The sequence below is a fragment of the Diaphorobacter sp. LR2014-1 genome (assembly GCF_002916785.1).
Classification (GTDB): Bacteria; Pseudomonadota; Gammaproteobacteria; order Burkholderiales; family Burkholderiaceae_C; genus Diaphorobacter; species Diaphorobacter nitroreducens.
This window is the reverse complement of sequence record NZ_MTBE01000003.1, coordinates 183261-204281: the sequence shown is the minus strand read 5'-3', so window position 1 is coordinate 204281 and position 21021 is coordinate 183261. Positions and strand designations below refer to the sequence as shown.

The window sequence follows — 21021 nt, the reverse complement described above, 5'->3', positions numbered from 1 at the left end:
TGCTCCCATGAAAATCGACGTCAAGATTCTCGACCCCCGCATGGCGGATCAATTGCCAACGTATGCCACGCCCGGCAGCGCGGGGCTGGACCTGCGCGCGTGCCTGGATGCGCCGCTCACGCTGGAGCCCAACGCCTGGCAATTGGTGCCCACGGGCATCGCCATCTACCTTCAGGACCCGGGCTATGCCGCGCTGATCCTGCCGCGCTCGGGGCTGGGTCACAAGCACGGCATCGTGCTGGGCAACCTGGTGGGCCTGATCGACAGCGACTACCAGGGGCAACTCATGGTCAGCGCGTGGAACCGCAGCCCCCAGGCCTTCACCCTGCAACCCATGGAGCGCCTGGCGCAGTTGGTCATCGTGCCGGTGGTGCAAGCCCAGTTCAACGTGGTGCAGGAGTTTCCGGCCAGCGAGCGCGGTGAGGGCGGCTACGGCTCCACGGGCAAGCACTGAGCGCCAGCGCCGCTGTCGGCCCCTGCCTACATGGCGGGTGCGCACTTCACTACGAGGCCCGCCGGGCGTGGCCGGCAGTGTGCAGGATGCTGTGGTGCTTCAATCTCCCAATGGGTGGCCGCTTTCATGTAGCCATGCTTGCATTGTTGAACCAAGGAGATTTCCATGCGTCCTCATTCCCGCTTCATCGCCTTGGCCGGCTCCGCGCTGGTGGCTGGCGCACTGGTCGCCTGCGCCGAACAGCCGCGCTATTCTGACTACCATCCGACGCCCGGCTACACCAGCCAACCGGCGCCGGGATACACCACCTACCCCAACCAGCAAGGTACCGAGTACGGCACCGTGGCCTACATCGAGGGACTGCAGGCGCGCAACCGCACGTCCGGCGCTGGCGCGATCCTGGGTGCCGTCGTGGGCGGCGTGCTGGGCAATCAAATTGGCTCGGGCTCCGGCCGCACGGCGGCCACTGCCATCGGGGCCGTGGGTGGCGCGGTGGCGGGCAACGCCATCGAAGGCCGCAATAACACCGGCGATTACGAGGCCTATCGCATCACGGTGAACCTGGACCGGGGCGGCCAGCGGGTGTACGAAGTGCCGTCGCCAGGCGATTTGCGCACCGGAGACCGCGTGCGGCTGTATGGCGGACAGATATCACGCATGTAAGACGATTGACGCGCCGATGGCGGCGCCGCGCACACACAACGGGCTCCCGAGGGGAGCCCGTTTTTTTGGGGCTGCTGTGTGTCGAAAGGTGCGTGGTTCAGTGGATCAGGTCGCTGCCCGGCGCCTGCGGCTGAATGCGGAAGAACCCCGTGCCCGCTGTGCCACGGCCGATTTCTTCCTCCGTGGCTTCGCGCACCGCGTGCACCTTGAGCTGCAGCCGCAGTGCGATGCCTGCCAGCGGATGGTTGCCGTCCAGCACCACGTGCTCAGGGTAGATCTGCGCCACGGTGTACAGCGCGTCGCGCGGTGCATCGGGGTTGACGCCTTGGGGCAAAGCCGTTCCCTCGAACGTCATGCCTTCTTCGATATCCGCGGGAAACAGTTGGCGGGGCTCCAGGAAGAGCAGCTTGTCCTGGTAGTCCCCAAAAGCTTCCTCGGGCTCCAGGTGCAGCGAGAGTTCGGCGCCGACGCCATGGCCCTGCAGGGCCTGGTCGATGCGGCCCAGCAGGTCGTCGCCCCCCACGAGGAATTCCACGGGATCGTCGAGCACATCCAGTTCCTCGCCCAGCGTGTCTTTCAGGACCCAGGTCAAGGCGACCACACATTGTTCGGTAATTTCCATAGGAGAATTGTCGCAGTTCACTGCCCTGCCGCGCGCGCGGCCATTTCGATTCCATGGACGTTCAACAACCGCTGGCCCTGCTCGGGGGCCTGAGCCCGGCGCAGTTCATGCGCCGCCACTGGCACAAGAAGCCGCTGCTGGTGCGCCAGGCCATCCCCGGCTTCAAGCCGCTGCTGAGCCGCGCCGAACTGCTGGAGCTGGCGGGGCAGGACGGTGTGGAGTCGCGCTTCATCCAGGACAAGGCCGGCCAATGGGTGCTGCGCCACGGGCCGTTGGCACGCCGCTCCCTGCCGTCCCTGGCCACGCCGCGCTGGACCGCGCTGGTGCAAGGCGTGGATCTGCACAACGATGCCGTGCACGCGCTGCTACAGCAGTTCCGTTTCGTGCCCGAGGCGCGGCTTGATGACCTGATGATCAGCTACGCCACCGACGGCGGAGGCGTGGGGCCGCATTTCGACAACTACGACGTCTTCCTGCTGCAGGCCCATGGGCGGCGGCGCTGGCGCATTGGCCGGCAAAAGGACAAGACGCTGCGCCCCGGCTTGCCGCTGAAGATCCTGGCGGCTTTCGAGCCCGAAGAAGAGCATGTGCTCGAGCCCGGCGACATGCTCTACCTGCCCCCGGGCTGGGCCCACGATGGCATTGCCGAGGGGGAATGCATGACCTATTCCATCGGCTTTCGCTCGCCCAATGGTGCCCAGTTGGCGCATGAGGTGCTGCAGCGCATGGCGGAGGCGGCGGCCGACGAGGAGGGGGCCATCTACCGTGACGCACAGCAGTCCGCTGTTGCGAACCCGGGAGCCATCCCGGCCGCGTTGCAAGACTTCGCACGCAAGGTGGTGCAGCGCGCGTTGCAGCAGCCTCAGGCGCTGGAGTGCGCGCTGGGCGAGGCTCTGACCGAACCCAAGCCCAACGTGTGGTTCGAGCCGTCTCCGGCGGGCATGCTGGAGAGCGTGGTGCTGGACCGGCGCACGCGCATGATGTATGACGACAGGCATGTGTTCATCAACGGCGAAAGCTATCGCGCGGCCGGTCGCGATGCGGTACTGATGCGTCGCTTGGCCGACGAGCGTCTCCTGGACTCGCGGGACCTCGCGCGGGCGAGCGATGAAGCATTGGAGCTGCTGTCCGCCTGGTGCGAGGCAGGCTGGGCCCATGCGGGCGCGCAGGCCTGACGTGTCGCCGCCGGAGACAAACCATGGAAGACGCCATCTCGCACGCACAGTCATCGCTGCCCGCTGGCCGGTTTGAAGGGCGGGTGGCATTTCAGCAACTGGTGCGCGATGCCCTGGCATGCGCTGCGCGCGAAGGTTGGCCCGAGCTCATCCTGTCGGACGCCAGCTTCCACGATTGGCCGTTGGGGGAGCGCTCCGTGGCCGATTCCCTGCAGGACTGGGCGCGGGCGGGGCGGCGCTTCGTGCTGGTGGCGGCGGGGTTCGATGAAATCGTGCGGCGGCACGCGCGCTTTGTGCAGTGGCGCGTGCGCTGGGACCACATCATTGTCTGCCGCAAGGCGTCCGTCGCAGATCCGCAGGATGTGCCCAGTGCACTGTGGTCGCCGCTGTGGGCGCTGCAGCGGCACGACCCGGTGCGGTGCAACGGCGTCGCCGGCGCCGAGCCGGAGCGCCGCATCATCCTGCGCGAATCGCTGCAGGAGTGGGTAGACCGCAAGAGCACTCCTGGATTCCCTGCATCCGTACTTGGCCTGTGACGGATTCACCCTCTTTGTAACAAGGGTAGCCAGTTATTCGTGTTATCTACTATTGACGAAATCTTTCTATAATTCCGAACTGGTTTTGCCCCCCGGCGTTTGCTTCGCAAAGCGTAGCGCCACTGCCTGACTAGCCGCGTGGATGGCGGCATTGGGCTGTTTGATAACAATCGTTCCGCTTGATAGGACACCAAATGAAGAACTCCGTCGTTCTGGCTGCTTTGATCGCTGCTGCCGCTCTCGCCGCTTGCGGCAAGAAGGAAGAGCCCGCACCTGCTCCCGCTCCTGTGGAAGCTCCTGCTCCCGCACCGGCTGTTGAGCCCGCACCTGCTCCCGCGCCCGCAGCGTCTGTCGAGGCACCTGCTGCTGCCGCTACCGACGCAGCTTCCGATGCCGCCAAGGCAGCTGCTGATGCTGCTGCTGCCGCCGCTACCGGCGCTGCCGCTTCCGAAGCCAAGTAAGAACACTCTGATGCCCGGCCCCTTCAGGGGCCGGGCTTGCTGCAAACCCCGTACCGCAAGGTCGGGGTTTTCTTTTTTGGGCAATGGCTCAGTAGCTGGCCTCGATCCAGGGAGTGCCCTCGCGCGGATCGGCCACTACGATGTCACTTGCATGCCACCCCACAGCTTGCGCCAGAGCGGATTGCGCGAGTTCCGGTCGGTTGTTGCGTGCGCTCAGGTGTGCAGCCACCACGTGTCGCAGATTCGGGTGATGTACGGCGTGCAGGATGTCCGCGCTGACATGGTTGGGAAGGTGCCCACGCGGACCTGCGATGCGCCGTTTCAGGAACACGGGATAGTCGCCCGACGCCAAAAGGTCGGCGTCGTGGTTGGCTTCGAGCAGCAGCGCGTGACAGCCCTGTAGCCGTTCCACCACCGTTTCTGCCGCATGGCCCAGGTCGGTCAGTAGGCCGATGTGCGTCGCGCCATCGCTGCAGCGCAAGTGCAATGGTTCACGTGCGTCATGCGGCACGCTGAAAGGATGTGCGCAAAAGCTGCCCATATCGACGGGTACGCCATCGCACGCCACATGCAGCAGGCCGTCAAGGTCGGGTGACCCTAGGGCATCGTAGGTGCCCTCGCTCATCCAAACGGGGATGCGTTCGCGCAGGACGAGCTTCAGCACGCAGCCCACATGATCGGAATGCTCATGTGTGATAAAGACGGCATCCAACTGCGCCGGGGCCGTACCGGCAGCCTGCAGGCGCCATTGCAGTTGCCGGATGCCCAGCCCGCAATCCACGAGCAGGCGCCGGGTATGCGCGCCGCTGCGCCCTTCAACCAGCGTGGCGTTGCCGGTGCTGCCGCTGGCCAGATTGCGAAAGCGCAGCATCGTGTAGGCGCAAGCGGCGCGGCGCCGCCCCTTTTACTTCAGATCATCCGCGAGCACGCGCACGATGCGCTGTGCATTGGCGGAGGTTTCGGGCGCGCCTGCGGCGTTGAGCACAGACACGGTGCTTCGGTTGCCCTCGCTGCGCACCACGATGCGGTACTTCAGCGGCGGCACCGCGTCGGGCGAGCGGCTGAACAGCTTGCTGAAGAAGCCTTGCTCCTTCTTCTCGGTCGGGGCGACGTAGCGTACGAAGTACACACCCTGGCTGCGGTCTCGGTCCTCCACGGTGAAGCCGGTGCGGTCCAGCGACACGCCCACGCGGCGCCACGCGCGGTCGAAGCCTTCATCAAGCTGCACCACCGGCACGTTGTCCACCGTGGCCATGCGCGCGGACGGGGCGGAGGGTACGGGCGCTGCGGCGGCGGCCTTGGATTGCTCCTCGCTCACGCCCAGCTTGACCATCAGCCGGCGCAGGAATTCGGTTTCCAGTTCCGGATCAGCCGGGCGGGGCTGCCAGACGGTGTTGTCCTTCTGGGTGTTGGTGTAGACCTCCACCATGCCGCGGTGGCTGATGTAGATCTCCGTGCCGCCGCTGGCGTTGCGCTCCAGGCGGGTCCGGAACTTGTCGCGTTCGCCCGTGGAATACAGCGAATCGAAGACCTTGCCAATCGTGGAGCGGATGATGTCCTGCGGCAGCTTGGCGCGGTTTTCGGCCCAGTCGGTCTCCAGCAGGCCGAGCTTGGGTTGTTCCAGCACGTACACGAAGCCGTTTTCGATCCAGAAGTCACGCACCGGGTCCCACAGTTGGTCGGCAGGGCGGTCCACCACCAGCCATCGTTGGTTGCCGTCGCGCTCGATGCGTACGTCTCCAATGGACTTCGGGGCTGCGCTCGCCGCGCCGCGGGGCTGTTGCGCCTGGCCGGCTTCGAAAGCGGCAGCAGACACGACGCCGCCAGGCACCGTGTAGCGTGTGTCGCGCGAGAGCTGCGTCAGGTCCGGAGGCACCTCCAGCGTTGCCCCCTTGGTGGCGCTTTTGTAATCGATCTTGTCGTTCTCCAGCACGGAGCAAGCGGACAGGGTCACGGCAAGGCCCAGCAGGCCCAAACGGGTGGTAGCGTTCACGCGAAAATCCTCATTGATCCAGATTCGGCCGGGAGCGTTCCAAATACGCTGCAAGCTGGCAACAGGCTGGGTGAAATTAGAGCTTAGAGCAGCCCCGCGGCGCGCAGGGCGGCCTCGACCACGGCTTCGTTGCCCTGGCTCAGGGGCGTCATGGGCAGGCGCAGAGCGCCGCCGCACAGGCCCATGCGCTGCACAGCCCACTTCACGGGGATGGGGTTGGCCTCTACGAACAGTTGCTTGTGCACGGGCATCAGGCGGAACTGGATCTCCATGGCACGGCGGGTGTCGCCGGCCAGCGCGGCTACGCACAGCTCGTGCATCAGGCGGGGCGCCACGTTGGCCGTCACGCTGATGTTGCCCTGGCCGCCGCACAGCATGAGCGCCACGGCCGTGGGGTCATCGCCGGAATACACGGCGAAGCCCTTGGGCACGTCGCGGATGAGCCATTGCGCGCGTTCGATGTTGCCTGTGGCTTCCTTGATGCCCACGATGCCCGGCACCTGCGTGAGGCGCAGCACGGTTTCGTGCTGCATGTCCGCCACCGACCGGCCGGGCACGTTGTACAGCACCATCGGCAGGTCGCCCACGGCCTCGGCGATCGCCTTGAAGTGGCGGTACTGGCCTTCCTGTGTGGGCTTGTTGTAATAGGGCACGACCTGCAACTGGCTGTCGGCGCCGACCTTCTTGGCGAACCTGGCCAGCTCGATGGCCTCGGCCGTGGAATTGGCGCCGCAGCCCGCCATGATGGGTACGCGCTTGGCGGCTTGTTCCACGGACACGCGAATGATTTCGCAGTGCTCCTCCACGTTCACCGTGGGCGATTCGCCGGTCGTGCCCACCACGCCGATGCAGTCGGTGCCTTCTGCGATGTGCCAGTCGATGAGTTTGCGCAGCGCGGGGTAGTCCACACTGCCGTCGTCATGCATGGGCGTGACGAGGGCGACGATGCTGCCGGTCAGGGGGGCGCTGGGAGAAGTCATGTCCGCGTTCAAAAACGGTAAAAACACATTCTAACTAGACGGGGCCCTGCAGCGGCGTGCGCAGCGGCGCGCGCAGCGGCCCGTCCATGGACGGCGCAGGCCGCACGGCGGCGATGCGCTGCACGAAGCGCGCGGGCGCGTCGAGGAAGCCTTCCTCGTAAGCCACGATGCGCAGGTCCCGGCAGGCCTGCAGCAGTTCGCCCGGCTTCAGCAGGAATTCGGCCCGCGCGGGCCGGCCGACAGTTTCGTTGCCCACGGCGAAGGTCTCATAGAGCAGCACGCCACCGGGCGCCACGCTGTCCACGATGGTGGGCAGCAAAGGACGCCACAGGTAATTGGTGACCACCACGCCGGCAAAGCGCTGCCCGGGCAGGGGCCAGGGGCCAGCCTCGATATCCGCAACGATCGTCGCGCCCCATGGTGCTATGCTTTCAATAGCTTCTGGCGCTTTATCTATGCCCGTTACCGGGTGTTTTCTTTCATGGAACCAGCGCATGTGACGGCCGTGACCGCAAGCCACGTCCAGCACACTGCCGCCTGCAGGCACCAGGTGGGACCAGCGCTGTATCCATTCCGAGGCCGCGGGCAGCGGCGCATGGGCGGTGCCGTGCGGGGCCATCGTCAGAAGCAGGCCCAGATCTGGTCCGCCAGCGTCAGCATGAAGTCGGGCTGCAGGTACAGCGCGAACACCCCCAGCAGCACCGCGAGCAGCGCAGCTGCGACGATCGACCGCTTGTACAGGGTGCGCATGGTCAGGCCGCCTGAGGGGTGGCGCGCACGATGGCGCCCTCGCGTACGGGCAGGTTCACCAAGCCGGCGAGGATGCCCAACACAATCGCCAGGTACCACACGATGTCGTAGCTGCCCGTGCGGTCATACAGATAGCCGCCCAGCCACACGCCCAGGAAGCTGCCGATCTGGTGGCTGAAGAACACGAAGCCGCTGAGCATGGACAGGTGCTGCACCCCGAAGATCTGCGCAACGGTGGCATTGGTGGGGGGCACCGTGGACAGCCACAGTGCGCCGATCACGGCCGAGAACACGTAGACCGACAACGGCGACAGCGGCACCAGCAGGAAGATGGTGATGGCCACGGCGCGGGCGAAATAGATGAACGCCAGGATGTGGCGCTTCGGGATCCGTTGGCCCAGCGAGCCCGCGATATAGGTGCCGAATACGTTGAACAGCCCGATCAGCGCCAGCGCATAGCTGGCCACCTGGGGCGTGAGGCCCTGGTCGCGCAGATAGCTGGGCATGTGCACGCCGATGAACACCACCTGGAAGCCGCACACGAAGTAGCCGGCGGTGAGCAGCAGGAAGCTGCGGTAGCGCAGCGCCTCGGCAAAGGCCTCGCCCACGGACTGGGTACGTTTGATGGGGGCGCTGCCATGAAAGCCCGGCTCGCGCAGGCCGAAGGCCAGCGGAACGATCAGGATCACCATGGCCGAGAGCACCAGCAGGGCCTCTTGCCAGCCCAGGCGCAGGATCAGTTGCCCCTCCAGCGGCACCATGAGGAACTGGCCGAACGAGCCCGCCGCAGCGGCCACGCCCATGGCCCAGGAGCGCTTGTCGGCCGGGATCTGCCGGCCCAGCACCCCGTAGATGATGGCGTAGGTGGTGCCCGCCTGTGCAGCGCCGATCAGCACGCCCGTGGTCAGCGAAAACAGCAGCGGCGTGGGAGACAGCGCCATGCCGGCCAGGCCCATGGCGTAGAGCGCTGCGCCGCCGATCAGCACGCGGAAGGCGCCCAGGCGGTCGGCCAGCATGCCGCCAAAGATGCCGAACAGACCCCAGGACAGGTTCTGAATGGCCATGGCCAGGGCAAAGGTCTGGCGTGTCCAGCCCATGTCCTGGGTGATGGGCTGCAGCCACAGGCCGAAGCCGTGCCGGATGCCCATGGACAGAGTGACGATGGCGGCGCCGCAGATCAGCACCTGGGCCATGGACAGTTTTCGGGTTGCGTCGTGCATCCGGCGAATGTAGCGAAAACCCGTGTCGCCTGCTTGGCGCCCCCCTGTGCAGCACGCTGGCGGGGCAAGAAAGCGTCACCATCCTGGTTTTATATCCAGCACTACAATCCGCCGCCATGGCAGTCAAACCCGCATCCACCTCCGCCAGCGACTACTCCGAAGGCTCGATCCGCGTCCTCAAGGGACTGGAGCCCGTCAAGCAGCGGCCGGGCATGTACACCCGCACCGACAACCCCCTGCACATCATCCAGGAGGTGCTGGACAACGCGGCCGACGAGGCACTGGCGGGCTTTGGCAAGAAGATCAAGGTGACCTTGCACACCGACGGCTCGGTGAGCGTGGAGGACGACGGCCGGGGCATTCCGTTCGGCCTGCATCCCGAGGAGAACGCACCGGTGGTGGAGCTGGTGTTCACCCGCCTGCACGCGGGCGGCAAGTTCGACAAGGGCAAGGGCGGGGCCTACAGCTTCTCGGGCGGCCTGCATGGTGTGGGCGTAAGCGTCACCAACGCCCTGGCCACCCGGCTGGAGGTGGCCACCCACCGCGAGGGCCAGGTGGCGCGCCTGGTGTTTGCGGGCGGCGATGTGACCGAGCCGCTGGCGGTGCGCCCGCTGCAGGCGGGCGAGCGCAAGCAGGGCACCACCGTGCGCGTCTGGCCCGACGCCAAATACTTTGAGTCCAGCAACCTTCCGATGGGCGAGCTGACGCACCTGCTGCGCAGCAAGGCGGTGCTCATGCCCGGCGTTACGGTGCAGCTGGTCAATGAAAAGACGCGCGACACCCAGACCTGGCAGTACAAGGGCGGCCTGCGCGACTACCTGGCGCAGACGCTGAGCGCTGACCCGGTGATCCCGCTGTTCGAGGGCGAGGGCTTCGCCGACCGCCACAACGAGAGCTTTGCCGAGGGCGAGGGCGCCGCATGGTGTGTGGCCTTCACCGAGGAAGGCCAGCCGGTGCGCGAGAGCTACGTGAACCTGATCCCCACCAGCGCCGGCGGCACCCATGAAAGCGGCCTGCGTGACGGCCTGTTCAACGCGGTCAAGAGCTTCATCGAGCTGCACTCGCTCCTGCCCAAGGGCGTGAAGCTGCTGCCCGAGGACGTGTTTGCGCGCGCCAGCTATGTGCTGGCGGCCAAGGTGCTGGACCCGCAGTTCCAGGGGCAGATCAAGGAGCGGCTGAACTCGCGCGACGCTGTGCGGCTGGTGTCCAGCTTCGTGCGCCCGGCGCTGGAGTTGTGGCTGAACCAGCACGTGGAATACGGCAAGAAGCTGGCAGAGCTGGCCATCAAGGCCGCGCAGACACGGCAAAAGGCCGGCCAGAAGGTCGAAAAGCGCAAGGGCTCGGGCGTGGCCGTGCTGCCCGGCAAGCTCACCGACTGCGAAAGCCGTGACCTGGCCTACAACGAGGTCTTCCTGGTCGAGGGCGACTCGGCCGGCGGCAGCGCCAAGATGGGCCGCGACAAGGAAAGCCAGGCCATCCTGCCGCTGCGCGGCAAGGTGCTCAACACCTGGGAGGTCGACCGCGACCGCCTGTTTGCCAACACCGAGGTGCATGACATCTCGGTAGCCATCGGCGTGGACCCGCACGGCCCGAGCGACACCCCCGACCTGTCCGGCCTGCGCTACGGCAAGATCTGCATCCTTTCGGACGCGGACGTGGACGGCTCGCACATCCAGGTGCTGCTGCTCACGCTGTTCTTCCGCCACTTCCCCAAGCTCATCGAGGCTGGCCATATCTTTGTCGCCCGGCCACCGCTGTTTCGCGTGGACGTGCCGGCGCGCGGCAAGAAGCCCGCGGCCAAGGTGTATGCGCTGGACGAATCCGAGCTGGAAAGCATCCTCGACAAGTGCGCCAAGGACGGCGTGCCGCGCGAGAAATGCCAGATCAGCCGCTTCAAGGGCCTGGGCGAAATGAACGCCGAGCAGCTGTGGGAGACCACGCTCAACCCCGACACGCGCCGCCTGCTGCCGGTGCAGTTGGGCACGTTCGACTTCTCCGCCACCGAGGGCCTGATCACCAAGCTCATGGGCAAGGGCGAGGCCGCCGCGCGCCGCGAGCTCATGGAGCTGCACGGCGACCTGGTGGATGTGGACATCTGACGAAGGCACTCGCCATGACTGCGCGCCTGGGATACCGTATGCGTAACAGCCTTTTGGGGCTTTTGCGCACGACTGGCATGTGCTGCGCGCTCCTGTTTTTGCAGCAAACCGCGCATGCGGACCTGTGGGCCTTCGTGGACGAGCGCGGCGTGACGCACTTCGCCGCGCAGCAGCTGGACGAGCGTTACGCGCTGTTCTTCCGCGGCAACGACTTCGACTCCGAGCGCGACGGCTCCAACACCGGACGTCAGGGTGCGGCCGATGTCTCCACCGGGCCGGCCAGTCCCTCGGGGGTGCGGCTGCTGGCCTTCTTCGAGGTGTCGCACGACTACAAGCTCGTGCGCCAGCACCTGCGCTCGGCGTCGGCGCGCCATGGCGTGGACTACGCGCTGCTGCAGGCGGTGATCGCCACCGAGTCGGGTTTCAACACCCGTGCGGTCTCGCCGCGCGGCGCCGTGGGGCTGATGCAGCTCATGCCCGCCACCGCCAGCCGTTTCGGCGTGAGCGGCGACGCCAGGCGCTCGGTGGAGCAAAAGCTGGTGGACCCCGCCACCAACGTGGCCGCGGGCACGCGCTACCTGCGCTACCTCATGGATCTCTTCGAGGGCCGCCTGGACTTGGCGCTGGCGGCCTACAACGCGGGCGAGGGCGCCGTGCAGCGCGCCGGCAACCGCGTGCCCGCCTACCGCGAGACGCGCAACTACGTACAGAGCGTGATGGGCCTGTATGCGCTGCTCAAGCCGCCGCTACCGACGCGCAATCAGCGCGCGAACCCGGGGCGCGTGCGCATGGAACTGCCCGCCACGCCCCATTCCCTATCCGATGCCGGTGAGCGCGGCGACACGCAGCGCATGTCCACGCCTGCGCCCACGCGCCTGGCCCGGCAGTCATCGACCGAGTCTGTCTTCACTGAATGAGCGACCAACCCACTCTCGACTTCTCCGCGCCCGCCGACCACGGCGACAGCCTGGAACTGGCCGGCTATGCCCAGCGCGCCTATCTGGAATACGCCCTCTCGGTCGTCAAGGGCCGCGCGCTGCCCGACGTGTGCGACGGTCTCAAGCCCGTGCAGCGGCGCATCCTCTACGCCATGGACCGCATGGGTCTGGGCTACAGCGGGCCAAACCGCAATGTGGCGGCCAAGCCCGTCAAAAGCGCCCGCGTGGTGGGCGACGTGCTGGGCCGCTTTCACCCGCACGGCGACCAGTCGGCCTACGACGCACTGGTGCGCCTGGCGCAGGACTTCAACCAGCGTTACCCGCTGATCGACGGCCAGGGCAACTTCGGCAGCCGCGATGGCGACGGCGCGGCGGCCATGCGCTACACCGAGGCGCGCCTGACCCGCATCGCCGGCCTGCTGCTGGACGAGATCGACATGGGCACGGTGGATTTCGTGCCCAACTACGACGGCAGCACGCAGGAGCCGCGCCAGCTGCCCGCGCGGTTGCCATTCGCGCTGCTCAATGGCGCCAGCGGCATCGCCGTGGGCCTGGCCACCGAGATCCCCAGCCACAACCTGCGCGAGGTGGCCGACGCCTGCGTGGCCCTGGTCAAGAAGCCGCAGTTGAGCGACGAGGAACTGTTCGCGCTGGTCCCCGGCCCTGACTACCCGGGCGGCGGCCAGATCATCAGCACTGATGCTGACATCCAGGACGCCTACCGCACGGGCCGCGGCAGCCTCAAGGTGCGCGCGCGCTGGAAGATCGAGGACCTGGCGCGCGGCCAGTGGCAGATGGTGGTGACCGAGCTGCCGCCCGGCGTTTCCGCGCAGAAGGTGCTGGAGGAGATCGAGGAACTCACCAACCCCAAGGTCAAGACCGGCAAGAAGGCGCTCACGCAGGAGCAGACGCAGCTCAAGGCTGCCTTGCTGGCGCTGCTGGACGGCGTGCGCGACGAGTCCAGCAAGGACGCGCCGGTGCGCCTGGTCATCGAACCCAAGACCGGCAAGGTGCCGCAGCAGGACCTCATCACCGCGCTGCTGGCGCACACCAGCCTGGAGACTTCCGCGCCCATCAACCTGACCATGGTGGGGCTGGACGGCAGGCCCGTGCAGAAGTCGCTGCGCGAGATGCTGCAGGAGTGGATCGACTTCCGCCAGACCACCATCACGCGGCGCAGCCAGCACCGGCTGGACAAGGTGCTGGACCGCATCCACATCCTGGAGGGGCGGCAGCTGGTGCTGCTGAACATCGACGAGGTGATCGCCATCATCCGCCAGGCCGACGAGCCGAAGGCGGCGCTGATCGCGCGCTTTCACCTGTCGGACCGCCAGGCCGAGGACATTCTGGAAATCCGCCTGCGCCAACTGGCGCGGCTGGAAGCCATCAAGATCGAGCAGGAGCTGAAAGAGCTGCGCGAAGAGCAGGGCAAGCTGGAGGACATCCTCGCCAACCCCGCCTCGCTGCGCCGCCTGATGGCCAAGGAGATCGAGGCAGACGCCAAGCTGTTCGGCGACGCGCGCCGCACGCTGATCCAGGCCGAAAAGAAGGCCGTGGCCGAGGTCAAGGTGCTGGACGAACCCGTCACCGTGGTGGTGTCCGAAAAGGGCTGGGTGCGTGCGCGCCAGGGCCACGGGCACGAGGCGGGCAGCTTCGCCTTCAAGTCGGGCGACGGCCTGTACGGCACCTTTGAGTGCCGCACGGTGGACACGCTCATCGTCTTCGGCAGCAACGGGCGGGTGTACTCGGTGGCCGTGTCCAGCCTGCCGGGCGGGCGTGGCGACGGCCAGCCCATCACCACGCTGATCGAGCTGGAGGCCGGCACGCAGCCGGTGCACTACTTCGCCGGACCGGCCAACGCAGCGCTGCTGCTTGCGGGCTCGGGCGGCTATGGTTTCCTGTCCACCGTGGAGCACATGACCGCACGCAACCGCGGCGGCAAGGCCTTTGTGAACCTGGGTGAGGGCGAACGCCTGTGCCGCCCCTCGCATGCGGCGTTCACCAGCGGCAGCCAGCCGCTGGCGCCCGCCACCCATGTGTGCTGCGCATCCGTGGGTGGGCGAGTGCTCACGTTTGAGATCGCCGAACTCAAGCTCATGGAAAAGGGCGGCCGCGGGCTGATGCTCATCGACCTGGAGCCCAAGGACCAACTGGCCGGCGCGGCGGCCTACACGCGCAGCGTGCGCTTCGTGGGCGTGGGCCGTGGCGGCAAGCCGCGCGAGGAGCAACTGGAGATCCGCTCGCTCAACAATGCGCGCGCGGCGCGCGGGCGCAAGGGCAAGGCGGCCGACCTGGGTTTCAAGCCGTCCGACGTGCTGCGCGTGGAGTGATTCAAAAACAATAGCTGGTCGCGCTTGCCGGTACAAGCTTTTACGGATAAAGGCCGTTGAAGTCCCGGCGTAGAAAGCGCGAACAGCTATTTTTTTGATAGCGATAGTATGTCGCGTGGGCGGCGGGGCTTCTTTGTTGCGTTTGGTAGCATTCTCGCAACCCCGCCATAACGAATTCCAGGAGCCCACCTCATGAGATCGCTGCGCATTTCCCACAAACTCTGGCTCGCCGTGGGCTGCATCGTGCTGGCCCAATTGACCGTCGTGGGCGTGGCTGGTGTGCGCTCTACCAGGGCGCAGGCCGAATCCGACGCCTTGAGCCGCGAGATGACGCAGCGCGTGCAGACGGCCACACGCTGGGCCGGCCTGACCGAGACCAATGCGGCCCGCACGCTGGCGCTGGTGCTCAGCACCGACGCCGTGGTGGAGCAGGCGTTCAAGGGCGACATTGCCGCCACCTCGGCGCGCATCAGCGAATTGCAAAAGGGGCTGGAAGCCATGGCCCTCACGCCCGCCGACCGCGAGCAGATGGGGCGCATCGCCACCGCGCGCAAGGCCATGATCGATCTGCGCAACCAGGCCCGCCAGCTCAAGGACGCCGGCAGCCATGATGAGGCGGTGCGCCTGGCGCAGCAGTCCTACGTGCCCGCAGTGACCGCCTACCTGGGCACGCTGCAGGAATTCGTGCGCATGCAGGAGCAGACCGCCCAGGCGCGCCAGGCGGAGATGGCCGCCACGCGCATGCTCACGGTGAAGCTGGCGGCCGCGGCCGCAGCCGTGATGCTCGCGGCCATCGTGCTGGGGGCGTATTTCCTGATCCGCAGCATCCAGCGCCCGCTGGCCGAGGCCAACGCGCTCGCGGCGCGCGTGGCGGACGGCGACCTGCGCGAGCAGGCGGTAGATGTGCAGCGTGGCGATGAATTTGGCGAGCTGCTGCGCTCGCTGGCAGGCATGCGCGACTCGCTGGCGCGCATGGTGCAGGAGGTGCGCCACACCACCGACAGCATTGCTGTGGCCAGCGCGCAGATCGCCACCGGCAACCAGGACCTGTCTGCGCGCACCGAATCCACCTCCAGCAACCTGCAGCAAACCGCCGCGGCCATGGAGGAGTTCACCAGCACCGTCCAGCACAGCGCGGCGACGGCGGGCCAGGCCAGCCAGTTGGCCGGCGGCGCGAGCGACGTAGCGCGCCGCGGCGGCAGCGTGGTGGGAGAGGTGGTGTCCACCATGGACGACATCCAGCACAGCAGCCGCAAGATCGCCGACATCATCGGCGTCATCGACGGGATCGCCTTCCAGACCAACATCCTGGCGCTGAATGCGGCCGTGGAGGCAGCGCGCGCCGGTGAGCAAGGCCGGGGCTTTGCCGTGGTGGCGGGCGAAGTGCGCAACCTGGCGCAGCGTTCGGCATCGGCCGCCAAGGAGATCAAGGACCTGATCAGCGACTCGGTGGGCCGCGTGGAAAGCGGCTCGCGCCTGGTGCACAGCGCCGGCTCCACCATGCAAGAGGTGGTGCAGTCGGTGCAGCGCGTGGCCGACATGATGGGCGAGATCACCGCCGCCGCCACCGAGCAAAGCGCGGGCATCTCGCAGGTGAACCAGGCCGTGGGTCAACTGGACCAGATGACGCAACAGAACGCGGCGCTGGTGGAGGAGAGCGCCGCCGCGGCGCAAAGCCTGCGCGAGCAGGCCGATCACCTCACGCGCGTGGTGGCAGCATTCCGCATCGATGGCGCGGTAGCTGCTGTGCCGTCAGCCGCACGCCCCGTGCCGGCCGCTCCACAGGCACGTCCCATGCCGGTGGCACCTGTGGGCAAGGCACCCGCCGCGCCCCGCGCGGCGGCAGCGCCGGCACGGGCGCCGGCGCAGCGTGTGGCGGCCCCCCTGCGTGCGGCTGCTGCACCTGCCGCCGCCGCAAGGCCTGCGGCCCTGGCCCAAGGTGGTGAGGACGATTGGGAGTCCTTCTGATCCGCGTGCGGTCGCACGCCTTGCGCTGACGGGGCGCCTTGCTTGCCACGCGGGCGCGCGGGGCTGGCTCCTTCACCTTCCGCATGCCGCGACGAGCGCACGCGGGAGGCTGGGAAAGAACGCGGTGCGCGGCTCAGGCCAGCTCGGCGATCAACTCGATCTCCACGCAGGCACCCAGGGGGATCTGTGCCACCCCAAAGGCGCTGCGCGCGTGCTTGCCCTTGTCGCCGAACACTTCGCCCAGCAGTTCGCTGGCGCCGTTGGTCACCAGGTGCTGCTCGGTGTAGTCGCCCGTGGAGTTCACCAGGCTCATCACCTTCACGATGCGCTGCACGCGGTTCAGGTCGCCGCCGGTGGCGGCATGCAGCGTGCCCAGCAGGTCGACGGCCACGGCGCGTGCGGCGGCCTTGCCTTCCTCGGTGGTGATGTCGCGGCCGAACTGCGCGGCCCAGGGCTTGCCGTCCTTGCGGGCAATGTGGCCGCTCAGGAACACCAGGTTGCCGGTCTGCACATAGGGCACGTAGGCGGCGGCGGGCACGGCCACGGGGGGCAGGGTGATGTTGAGTTCCTTCAGCTTGTCGTAAACGCTCATGGCAATCCTTGAAAACGAGGGCGGGCGCGGCACGGCCCGGGAAACGCGCCCACGGCCGCCGATGCGGCGTGGGACCGGGCGAGTGTTGCACATCGCCACGCCGGCGGAGCGTCCACCGCGTGCGTTCGCATAGCATGCGGCCATGGACCAGTGGGCGCCCGAAGGGCCACAGCACCAGCAGGGAGGGAGCACCGCCGCGCGGGTGGCGACGGCGTCCGCTCGCGTGCCGGTCGCTCGCGTGCCTGTGGTGCGGGCCTGGCATCTGCCCGTTGCGCTGGCTGCGGGGGTGCTGGGCGTGGCGCTGCAACTGCAGCAGCCTGCGCTGTGGCCCTGGCCGTCCTATGCGGGGTTGATGGTTGGTGCGTTGCTGGCGGCCGGGGGGTTCGCCTGGTGGGCCGGTGTGCGCGGCCCGCGCCGCTGGCACGGCAGCGGCGTGGCGATTCTGGCCGCGGTGCTGATGTACGGGCTGTGCGGTATGCGCGCTGCGGTCTTCCTGGAGCAGTCTCTGGCGCCGGCGCTGGAGGGGCGTGATCTGCGCGTAACGGGCGTGGTTGCCGCCATGCCGCAGCCGCGCGAGACCGGGTTGCGCCTGCGGCTGGAAGTGGAGGCGGCGCAACTGGACGGTGCGACCGTGCGCGTGCCGCCGCTCATCGACCTGACCTGGTATGCCGGCGGGCTGGGTGGTGAGGCAGGCGCGGACAGTCCACCGCCCGCTGTGCGCGCCGGTGAACGCTGGCGCCTGACCGTGCGCCTGAAGGCGCCGCACGGCGGGCGCAATCCGAACGGCTTCGATTACGAGCTGTGGCTGTGGGAGCAAGGGGTGCAGGCCACGGGCTACGTGCGCACCAGCGCGCGGCTGGATGCGCTGCACGGCCCGCCTGAGCGGCTGGGCGCCACCTGGCGCCACCCCGTAGAGCAACTGCGCCAGCGGGTGCGCGACGCCATCGTGCGCACGCTGGTGGACCCTGCGCAGGATGCAGCCCGCCAGCGTGCGGCCGGGGTGGTGGCGGCGCTGGTCACGGGCGACCAGCGCGCCATCGAGCGGGCGGACTGGGATGTGTTCCGCGCCACGGGCGTGGCCCACCTCATGAGCATCTCGGGGCTGCACATCACGCTGTTTGCCTGGCTTGCGGCCGCACTGCTGGACCGGGCCTGGCGCCGCTCGCAACGCCTGTGCCTGGCCGTGCCCGCGCCCACGGCGGCGTTGGTGGGCGGTGTGCTGCTGGCCGCTGCCTATGCGCTCTTCAGCGGATGGGGCGTGCCCGCGCAGCGCACGGTGTGCATGTTGGCCACGGTGGCGCTGCTGCGCCTGTCGGGGCGGCGCTGGCCCTGGCCGCAGGTGTGGCTGCTGGCCTGCGCGGTGGTGCTGGCGGTCGATCCGTGGGCGCTGCTGCAGCCGGGCTTCTGGCTGAGCTTTGTGGCCGTGGCTGTGCTGTTTGCTACCGATTTGGGAGCTGCTAGCGCTTATCCAGTGGGTATTACAGGCCGTTTTTATGCATTGCTGCGTGAACAGTGGGTGGTGACGCTGGCGCTCACGCCCCTCACGCTATTGCTGTTCGGGCAGGTTTCGCTGGTGGGGCTGCTGGCCAATCTGGTGGCGATTCCGTGGACCACGCTGGTGGTCACGCCGCTGGCGCTGCTGGGGGTGCTGTGGGCGCCGCTGTGGCAGGCGGCGGCGTGGTGCGTGCAGGCGTTGTCGGTGTTGCTGCAGTGGCTGGCAGCCTGGCCCTGGGCGCAGGTCGCTTTGCCCATGGCCCCGCTGTGGGCCGGCGCGGCAGCCGTGACCGGCGGCGTATTGCTGGCGCTGCGCCTGCCGTGGGGCGTACGTGCCCTGGGCCTTGCGCTGCTGCTGCCGGCGCTGTGGTGGCAGCCCGCGCGCCCGCAGCCGGGGCAGTTCGAGCTGCTGGCCGCCGACGTGGGCCAGGGCCAGGCCGTGCTGGTGCGCACGGCGCGCCATGCGCTGCTGTACGACGCCGGCCCGCGCTACCACCAGGACAGCGACGCGGGCGAGCGCGTGCTGGTGCCCCTGCTGCGCGCGCTGGGCGAACGGCTGGACCTGCTGGTATTGAGCCACCGCGATACCGACCACACCGGCGGCGCCGCGGCAGTGCTGGCGCAACAGCCGCAGGCACGCCTGCTGGGGTCGATTGAGGCCGACCATGCACTGCAGGCCCTGCGGCCCGCCGAGCCTTGCCTGGCAGGCCAGCACTGGAACTGGGACGGCGTGCTTTTCGAAGTGCTGCACCCGCCGCGCGATGCGGGCGATGGGCCGGGCGCACGTGCGCCGAAGTCCAATGCCACGAGCTGTGTGCTGCGCATCGCAGCCGCGCGGACCAGTGACAACACCGGCGGTGCGGTGGCCCTGCTGGTGGGCGACATCGAGCGCGCGCAGGAACAGGCGCTGGTAGATGGCGGTGCCGCGCTGGCGGCAGACCTGCTGCTGGTGCCGCACCATGGCAGCAAGAGCTCGTCCAGCGCGCCATTCCTGGATGCCGTGCAGCCGCGCACCGCGCTGGTGCAGGCCGGCTACCGCAACCGCTTCGGCCACCCCGCGCCCGACGTGGCGGCGCGCTACCAGCAGCGCGGCGTCTTGCTCGTGCAGTCGCCGCCCTGCGGTGCGGCGCGTTGGGTATCCGATGCGCCGCTGGCCGTGCACTGTGAACGAGAGGCCACGCGGCGCTATTGGCACCACCGCGTGCCCGAGGCGTCACCTTTGCCGCAGCCGTAGCGTTGCCGGGCCTGCAACTTGCTATCCTGGGTGCAGGAGGCACGCCGCATGCAGCAGTTCGACGAGATGTACACCGTGCTGCCCTTCGGGGGCAGCGACGTGCGGGCGCACTACCGGCATTACGGCCAGTGGCTGGCGCAGCAGCCGGCCGATGCCATGCAGGCCCGCCGCGCGCAGGCCGAGGTGATCTTCCGCCGCGTGGGCATCACCTTCGCCGTGTATGGCGACAAGGACGAGGAGGGCGCCGGGACCGAGCGGCTGATCCCCTTCGACCTGATTCCCCGCATCATCCCCGCGCAGGAATGGCGCCGCATGCGGCGCGGCCTGGTGCAGCGCGTCACGGCGCTCAACCGTTTCATCCACGACATCTACCACGGCCAGGACATCCTGCGCGCAGGCATCGTGCCTGCCGACCTGATCCTGGCCAATGCGCAGTTCCGTCCCGAGATGGTGGGCCTGGACGTCCCGCAGGACGTGTACGCGCACATCGCGGGCATCGACCTCGTGCGCGCGCCGGGCGCGGATGGCGAGGGCATCCACTACGTGCTGGAGGACAACCTGCGCGTGCCGTCCGGCGTGTCATACATGCTGGAAAACCGCAAGATGATGATGCGGCTGTTTCCCGAGCTGTTTGCGCTGCACAAGGTGGCCCCCGTGGCGCACTACCCCGACCTGCTGCTGGACACGCTGCGTGCCAGCGCGCCGGCCTGGAGCAGCGCCGACCCCACCGTGGTGGTGCTCACGCCCGGCATGCACAACAGCGCCTATTTCGAGCACGCCTTCCTCGCGCAGCAGATGGGCGTGGAGCTGGTCGAGGGCCAGGACCTGGTCGTCAAGGACAACGTCGTCTACATGCGCACCACGCGCGGCCTGCAGCGCGTGCATGTCATCTACCGGCGCGTGGATGACGACTTCCTCGACCCACAGGTGTTCCGGCCCACCTCCACACTGGGCTGCGCGGGGCTCATGCAGGCCTACCGCGCGGGCAACGTGGCCATCTGCAACGCCGTGGGTACGGGCATTGCGGACGACAAGTCGGTGTACCCGTACGTGCCCGAGATGATCCGCTTTTACCTGGGCGAGCAGCCCATCCTGGCCAACGTGCCCACCTGGATGTGCCGCCGCCCTGAAGACCTGCAGTACGTGCTGGGGCATCTGCCGGAGCTGGTGGTCAAGGAGGTGCATGGCGCGGGCGGCTACGGAATGCTCATCGGACCCGCGGCCACGCGCGCCGAGATCGAGGCCTTCCGCGCCGCGCTCATCGCCAATCCCGCGGGCTACATCGCCCAGCCCACGCTCTCGCTCTCGACCTGTCCCACCTACGTGGAGGCGGGCATCGCGCCGCGCCACATCGATCTGCGGCCCTTCGTACTCAGTGGACAGAAAGTGCAAATGGTGGCCGGCGGGCTCACGCGCGTGGCGCTCAAGGAAGGCTCGCTCGTCGTCAACTCGTCGCAGGGCGGCGGCACCAAGGACACCTGGGTGCTGGGGGATGAGGATGGAGGTCAATGA

Annotated in this window: 19 protein-coding genes; 11 read left to right on the top strand and 8 right to left on the bottom strand. The window is 68.0% G+C overall.

The annotated features are described in order from the left end of the window. The first annotated feature begins 7 nt into the window (after positions 1-7). Both dut and BV908_RS04250 read left to right on the top strand, forming a co-directional pair. Positions 8-454 (top strand): dUTP diphosphatase, encoded by a 447-nt coding sequence (gene dut / locus BV908_RS04255; protein WP_015912648.1) that lies wholly within the window; start codon positions 8-10, stop codon positions 452-454. A gap of 165 nt (positions 455-619) precedes the next feature. After that, a complete protein-coding gene (locus BV908_RS04250) occupies positions 620-1117 on the top strand; it encodes a glycine zipper 2TM domain-containing protein (protein WP_015912649.1) in 498 nt (165 codons plus the stop codon). Positions 1118-1214: 97 nt separating this feature from the next. On the opposite strand, the gene BV908_RS04245 is transcribed toward BV908_RS04250, so the two are convergent. Beyond that, entirely contained in the window at positions 1215-1739 is a 525-nt protein-coding gene (locus BV908_RS04245; RefSeq protein ID WP_015912650.1) for a peptidylprolyl isomerase, read from the bottom strand. A 53-nt stretch (positions 1740-1792) separates the two neighbouring features. Here BV908_RS04245 and BV908_RS04240 point away from each other — a divergent pair, with 53 nt between their 5' ends. From BV908_RS04240 to BV908_RS04230, 3 genes are all read left to right on the top strand, one after another. Next, entirely contained in the window at positions 1793-2914 is a 1122-nt protein-coding gene (locus BV908_RS04240; protein WP_103737320.1) for a cupin domain-containing protein, read from the top strand. A 23-nt stretch (positions 2915-2937) separates the two neighbouring features. Then, a complete protein-coding gene (locus BV908_RS04235; protein ID WP_015912652.1) occupies positions 2938-3450 on the top strand; it encodes a hypothetical protein in 513 nt (170 codons plus the stop codon). 194 nt (positions 3451-3644) lie between these two features. Next, the gene (locus BV908_RS04230) at positions 3645-3911 is read left to right on the top strand and encodes a hypothetical protein (protein WP_041835919.1); all 267 of its coding nucleotides are present in this window, start codon (positions 3645-3647) and stop codon (positions 3909-3911) included. A gap of 88 nt (positions 3912-3999) precedes the next feature. Here the strand turns inward: BV908_RS04230 and BV908_RS04225 are convergent, their stop codons facing one another. The 6 genes from BV908_RS04225 to BV908_RS04205 form a co-directional block, all read right to left on the bottom strand. Next, positions 4000-4782 carry an MBL fold metallo-hydrolase gene (locus tag BV908_RS04225; RefSeq protein ID WP_047349588.1) on the bottom strand — a complete coding sequence of 261 codons (783 nt, stop codon included), beginning with the start codon at positions 4780-4782 and terminating at the stop codon, positions 4000-4002. A gap of 33 nt (positions 4783-4815) precedes the next feature. Further along, on the bottom strand, positions 4816-5904 hold the full coding sequence (gene bamC / locus BV908_RS04220) for an outer membrane protein assembly factor BamC (protein ID WP_015912654.1): 1089 nt from the start codon (positions 5902-5904) through the stop codon (positions 4816-4818). Positions 5905-5987: 83 nt separating this feature from the next. Beyond that, complete coding sequence (gene dapA / locus BV908_RS04215; RefSeq protein WP_011804449.1) at positions 5988-6884, bottom strand: 4-hydroxy-tetrahydrodipicolinate synthase; 897 nt, start codon at positions 6882-6884, stop codon at positions 5988-5990. A gap of 34 nt (positions 6885-6918) precedes the next feature. Further along, positions 6919-7503, bottom strand: a complete 585-nt coding sequence (locus tag BV908_RS04210) for a class I SAM-dependent methyltransferase (protein ID WP_103737319.1) — start codon at positions 7501-7503, stop codon at positions 6919-6921. A gap of 2 nt (positions 7504-7505) precedes the next feature. Next, complete coding sequence (locus BV908_RS22895) at positions 7506-7634, bottom strand: hypothetical protein (RefSeq protein ID WP_011804451.1); 129 nt, start codon at positions 7632-7634, stop codon at positions 7506-7508. Positions 7635-7636: 2 nt separating this feature from the next. Continuing rightward, positions 7637-8854 (bottom strand): MFS transporter, encoded by a 1218-nt coding sequence (locus BV908_RS04205; protein WP_015912657.1) that lies wholly within the window; start codon positions 8852-8854, stop codon positions 7637-7639. A 116-nt stretch (positions 8855-8970) separates the two neighbouring features. Between BV908_RS04205 and BV908_RS04200 the strand changes: the two genes are divergently transcribed. The 4 genes from BV908_RS04200 to BV908_RS04185 all read left to right on the top strand — a co-directional run bounded on the left by BV908_RS04200 (position 8971) and on the right by BV908_RS04185 (position 16189). After that, positions 8971-10953 (top strand): DNA topoisomerase IV subunit B, encoded by a 1983-nt coding sequence (locus tag BV908_RS04200; protein WP_011804453.1) that lies wholly within the window; start codon positions 8971-8973, stop codon positions 10951-10953. 38 nt (positions 10954-10991) lie between these two features. Further along, the gene (locus BV908_RS04195) at positions 10992-11870 is read left to right on the top strand and encodes a lytic transglycosylase domain-containing protein (protein WP_103737318.1); all 879 of its coding nucleotides are present in this window, start codon (positions 10992-10994) and stop codon (positions 11868-11870) included. After that, positions 11867-14221 (top strand): DNA topoisomerase IV subunit A, encoded by a 2355-nt coding sequence (gene parC, locus BV908_RS04190; RefSeq protein ID WP_103737317.1) that lies wholly within the window; start codon positions 11867-11869, stop codon positions 14219-14221. The genes BV908_RS04195 and parC overlap by 4 nt, the downstream gene beginning before the upstream one ends. Positions 14222-14413: 192 nt before the next feature. Next, positions 14414-16189, top strand: a complete 1776-nt coding sequence (locus BV908_RS04185; RefSeq protein ID WP_103737316.1) for a methyl-accepting chemotaxis protein — start codon at positions 14414-14416, stop codon at positions 16187-16189. Between the two features lie 133 nt (positions 16190-16322). Here the strand turns inward: BV908_RS04185 and BV908_RS04180 are convergent, their stop codons facing one another. Continuing rightward, complete coding sequence (locus tag BV908_RS04180; RefSeq protein ID WP_011804457.1) at positions 16323-16781, bottom strand: RidA family protein; 459 nt, start codon at positions 16779-16781, stop codon at positions 16323-16325. 142 nt (positions 16782-16923) lie between these two features. On the opposite strand from BV908_RS04180, the gene BV908_RS04175 reads away from it, so the two are divergent. Further along, positions 16924-19509, top strand: coding sequence for a DNA internalization-related competence protein ComEC/Rec2 (locus BV908_RS04175; RefSeq protein ID WP_246867439.1), 2586 nt, complete (start codon positions 16924-16926; stop codon positions 19507-19509). 48 nt (positions 19510-19557) lie between these two features. Then, positions 19558-21021: a circularly permuted type 2 ATP-grasp protein gene (locus BV908_RS04170; RefSeq protein WP_103737361.1), complete on the top strand. Its 1464-nt coding sequence runs from the start codon at positions 19558-19560 to the stop codon at positions 21019-21021.

Bases quoted from the DNA above. Each gene is read 5' to 3' on its own strand.
- dut (WP_015912648.1), top strand. From the start codon at position 8: ATGAAAATCGACGTCAAGATTCTCGACCCCCGCATGGCGGATCAATTG.
- BV908_RS04250 (WP_015912649.1), top strand. From the start codon at position 620: ATGCGTCCTCATTCCCGCTTCATCGCCTTGGCCGGCTCCGCGCTGGTG.
- BV908_RS04245 (WP_015912650.1), bottom strand. From the start codon at position 1,739: ATGGAAATTACCGAACAATGTGTGGTCGCCTTGACCTGGGTCCTGAAA.
- BV908_RS04240 (WP_103737320.1), top strand. From the start codon at position 1,793: ATGGACGTTCAACAACCGCTGGCCCTGCTCGGGGGCCTGAGCCCGGCG.
- BV908_RS04235 (WP_015912652.1), top strand. From the start codon at position 2,938: ATGGAAGACGCCATCTCGCACGCACAGTCATCGCTGCCCGCTGGCCGG.
- BV908_RS04230 (WP_041835919.1), top strand. From the start codon at position 3,645: ATGAAGAACTCCGTCGTTCTGGCTGCTTTGATCGCTGCTGCCGCTCTC.
- BV908_RS04225 (WP_047349588.1), bottom strand. From the start codon at position 4,782: ATGCTGCGCTTTCGCAATCTGGCCAGCGGCAGCACCGGCAACGCCACG.
- dapA (WP_011804449.1), bottom strand. From the start codon at position 6,884: ATGACTTCTCCCAGCGCCCCCCTGACCGGCAGCATCGTCGCCCTCGTC.
- BV908_RS04210 (WP_103737319.1), bottom strand. From the start codon at position 7,503: ATGGCCCCGCACGGCACCGCCCATGCGCCGCTGCCCGCGGCCTCGGAA.
- BV908_RS22895 (WP_011804451.1), bottom strand. From the start codon at position 7,634: ATGCGCACCCTGTACAAGCGGTCGATCGTCGCAGCTGCGCTGCTCGCG.
- BV908_RS04205 (WP_015912657.1), bottom strand. From the start codon at position 8,854: ATGCACGACGCAACCCGAAAACTGTCCATGGCCCAGGTGCTGATCTGC.
- BV908_RS04200 (WP_011804453.1), top strand. From the start codon at position 8,971: ATGGCAGTCAAACCCGCATCCACCTCCGCCAGCGACTACTCCGAAGGC.
- BV908_RS04195 (WP_103737318.1), top strand. From the start codon at position 10,992: ATGCGTAACAGCCTTTTGGGGCTTTTGCGCACGACTGGCATGTGCTGC.
- parC (WP_103737317.1), top strand. From the start codon at position 11,867: ATGAGCGACCAACCCACTCTCGACTTCTCCGCGCCCGCCGACCACGGC.
- BV908_RS04185 (WP_103737316.1), top strand. From the start codon at position 14,414: ATGAGATCGCTGCGCATTTCCCACAAACTCTGGCTCGCCGTGGGCTGC.
- BV908_RS04180 (WP_011804457.1), bottom strand. From the start codon at position 16,781: ATGAGCGTTTACGACAAGCTGAAGGAACTCAACATCACCCTGCCCCCC.
- BV908_RS04175 (WP_246867439.1), top strand. From the start codon at position 16,924: ATGGACCAGTGGGCGCCCGAAGGGCCACAGCACCAGCAGGGAGGGAGC.
- BV908_RS04170 (WP_103737361.1), top strand. From the start codon at position 19,558: ATGCAGCAGTTCGACGAGATGTACACCGTGCTGCCCTTCGGGGGCAGC.